Origin of the sequence: Psychrobacter sp. (assembly GCF_018260395.1) — a bacterium.
Lineage (GTDB): Bacteria > Pseudomonadota > Gammaproteobacteria > Pseudomonadales > Moraxellaceae > Psychrobacter.
Genome location: NZ_JAGLBC010000184.1, coordinates 1 through 3,661 on the forward strand (window position 1 = coordinate 1; position 3,661 = coordinate 3,661).

The 3,661-nt window shown below is 39.1% G+C and carries 2 protein-coding genes; both read right to left on the reverse strand.

All coding sequences use genetic code 11. The annotated features are described in order from the left end of the window. Positions 1-180: 180 nt before the first annotated feature. Positions 181-519 (reverse strand): hypothetical protein, encoded by a 339-nt coding sequence (locus QZ265_RS10165; RefSeq protein WP_296405856.1) that lies wholly within the window; start codon positions 517-519, stop codon positions 181-183. Positions 520-641: 122 nt separating this feature from the next. Next, on the reverse strand, positions 642-3,422 hold the full coding sequence (gene secA, locus QZ265_RS10170) for a preprotein translocase subunit SecA (RefSeq protein ID WP_296405857.1): 2,781 nt from the start codon (positions 3,420-3,422) through the stop codon (positions 642-644). Positions 3,423-3,661 lie beyond the last annotated feature (239 nt).

A 3,661-nucleotide genomic window follows, 5' to 3' on the forward strand; every position in this document is an offset into this window, starting at 1 on the left:
TTTGTCCATTTATAAGCTTCCTTTTCGTAAACTTATTTTAGGACGGGACAAAGACATAAAAATAGCCAGCAATAATTTGCTGGCTTTTTTTTACGAGCTTCATAAAATCTTATAAATTCTAAATAAAGATATATGACCCATGCCATAAGGTCAATGCAATATTAGAAGACGTAAAGACTATTAGTTGGGTACAGATTCTTTTGTAGCCGGTTGTGTGTCGTTTAAATCAGGTTGCTGAGTATCTTGTTCAGGATCATCCATAGCATCATCAGATTGGCCTTGTGCTTTATTTATATCTTCTTGTTCAAGACTCGCTGATCGAGCATCAACATCGTCAAGGTCATCTGCAACGATAACAGGATCATTATTTTCAGCTGGTTCAGCAGACATTGGAACGTCTGTATCAACCTTCGTTTCAGGAGCTTTTTCTGACTTTTTTTGACAGGCGGTAAGTCCCATTACTGCAGCTACCATTGAAGTTAATACCACTAACTTCATAGATTGTTTTGTGCCTATCATAGTCATTCTCCTTTTATATGCATATCTTACTAGTAAATATTAAAACCCTAACCTTTTCAGTTGTTTTATTTGATTACTTATATTTCGCTAATAGTTCAAAAATAAAACCACTTTGATATCTGTTATATTTTGCCATGACATTGTTTATATTTTAGCCCAGACCCGCAAGGACAAGGTGCATTACGACTGATATTCATACCTTCATATGGATTTTCACCTTTAGCTTGTGATGCGTTAGTTCCACCCATTTGTCTAGTATTGTGTTGCATTTGATTTAATGCGGCTACTTCTGGATCATTATGACGTTCACCAGTTAGACTGTCTATTTCATCATGTTCAAACATCATACGTTGACGTTCAGCTTGAGCCAAACGTTCAGCTTCCATTGCCTCTAACTCTTCTTTAGTCGGAATATGGACGCGTGATAAATCTTGAACCGTATCTGACTTAATCGCGCCTAGCATCATTTGAAATAATTCAAACGACTCACGTTTATATTCTTGCTGTGGGTCTTTTTGGGCATAACCACGTAAATGAATACCTTTGCGCAATTGATCCATTTGTGTTAAATGCTCTTTCCAATGGCGATCTAAGCTTTGTAGCATAAAGTGACGCTCAAGCTGGGCTGCATTCTCAGGAGACATTTGATCACGACGATCACGATAACGCTCAATGGCGGTTTCTATGATTTTTTCACGAAGACCTTCCTCATCCAAACGACGGTCTTCATCTAGCCAATCATTAATAGGCAAGTAGTATTTAAACTCGCTTTCCAACTCATCTTCTAAGCCATCAATATTCCATTGATCATCAATAGACCCTGGTGGAATAAATTGACTAATCAAAGCATCATAGACGTCACGATGCATATCTTCAATCGCATCTTTTAAGTCTGCTTCTGCCAATAAATCATCACGCTGAGAATAAATAACTTTACGCTGATCGTTGGCCACGTCATCATATTTAAGTAAGTTTTTACGTGCATCAAAGTCACGGCTTTCTACTTTACCTTGGGCGTTTTCAATAGAGCGTGAAACCATTTTATGCTCAATAGCCTCATCTTCTTTTAGACCCATGGCACGCATCATATTTACCACACGGTCACCAGCGAAGATACGCATTAAGTCATCTTCTAATGATAAAAAGAAGCGTGATTGACCAGGATCTCCCTGACGACCAGCACGGCCACGTAGTTGGTTGTCAATACGACGTGATTCATGGCGCTCAGAGCCGATAATATGTAAGCCACCAGCCGCTAGAACTTCATCATGCTTTATTTGCCAAGCTTGTTTCAGACGCTTCATTTCATCTGGACTGACACTCTCTGGGTCAGTAATATGTGCTTGCCAGTTACCACCCAAGATAATATCAGTACCTCGACCTGCCATGTTAGTGGCAATAGTTACCGCTTTTGGACTACCAGCCTGAGCAATAATTTCTGCTTCGCGTTCATGCTGTTTGGCATTTAGTACATTATGTTTAATGCCTTCTTGATCCAACAGGTAAGATAACTCTTCACTGGCCTCGATGGTGGCAGTACCTACTAGAACAGGTGCACCTTTTGATTGAATTTCTTTAATTTCACGGATAATACCTTTGTATTTACCCAGCTTCGTTAAGAAAATTTGGTCATCTAAGTCAATACGAGCAATAGGCATATGAGTAGGAATAACTACCACATCAATATCATAAGTTGACTTAAACTCTGCAGCTTCAGTATCGGCAGTACCAGTCATGCCTGAAAGCTTATTGTATAGACGGAAATAGTTCTGGAAAGTAGTGGTCGCTAGGGTTTGGTTCTCAGCTTGTATCTCTACCCCTTCTTTGGCTTCAACCGCTTGGTGTAAGCCTTCTGACCAACGACGACCTGGCATGGTACGACCAGTATTTTCGTCAACAATGATGACTTCCCCATCTTCAACGATATAATGGATGTTTTTTACAAAAATATGATGCGCACGAATAGCAGCTTGAACATGAGCCAGTAATGGCAAGCGTATTGGACTGTATAAGCTTTCGTTTTCACCAAGCTCTCCGACTTCAATTAAAAAAGACTCAATCTTTTCGTAGCCTTTCTCACTGATTTCAATTGAGCGGTTCTTCTCGTCAATCCAAAAGTCACCATCTTCATTTTCTTTATTCGCTTCTTCATCTTTTGAACGTTTTAGACGCGGTATAATTTTATTAATCAAAGCATAAGTCGCAGAAGAATCGTCTGCTTGACCAGAAATAATAAGAGGCGTTCGTGCTTCGTCAATTAAAATTGAGTCAATTTCATCAATAATGCAATAGTTCAAAGATCGCTGTTTTTTATCGGCTAAACTAAATACCATGTTATCGCGTAGGTAGTCGAAACCATACTCGTTATTGGTACCATAAGTAATATCAGCTTGATAAGCTTCAATTTTTTCATGTGGCGGCTGCTGAGAATAAATAATTCCCACAGTTAGACCTAAGAAGCTAAATAAGGGACGATTTAACTCAGCATCACGGGCAGCTAGGTAATCGTTCACGGTAACCACATGAACGCCTTTACCACTAATCGCATTTAGGTAAATGGCTAACGTTGCCATTAAGGTTTTACCTTCACCTGTACGCATCTCTGCAATTTTACCTTCATGCAAGGTAATACCACCGATAATCTGCACATCATAGTGGCGCATACCAAGCACACGCTCTGAAGCTTCACGACAAACCGCAAAAGCTTCTGGTAATAGAGAGTCTAAGCTGGCTCCTGCATCAAACCTACTTTTGAATTCTGCTGTTTTATCTCGAAGCTGTTCATTTGTCAGGGCAGATATTGCTGCTTCATGAGCATTTACTTTTGCGACAATTTGACGCATACGTTTTAGTTCACGATCGTTCTTAGTACCAACTACGCTTCCGATTATTTTTGACAACATAACTATGTAGACCTACTTATCGACTCAGGACTGCATTATGCCAGCAGACCATAAAAAAATTTTATCTATTATATATGGTAACAACATTGATAGATACAAGGGCAATTCAATCTAAAGCCATAAATTATTTGTTATCTATTATATACGAGCCTCGAGGCAATACTTTACATACATTGATAATTTATTAGAACTTACGCACTATCCCTCAAAGAAATAGTATGATAGAGCCACAGATTAAC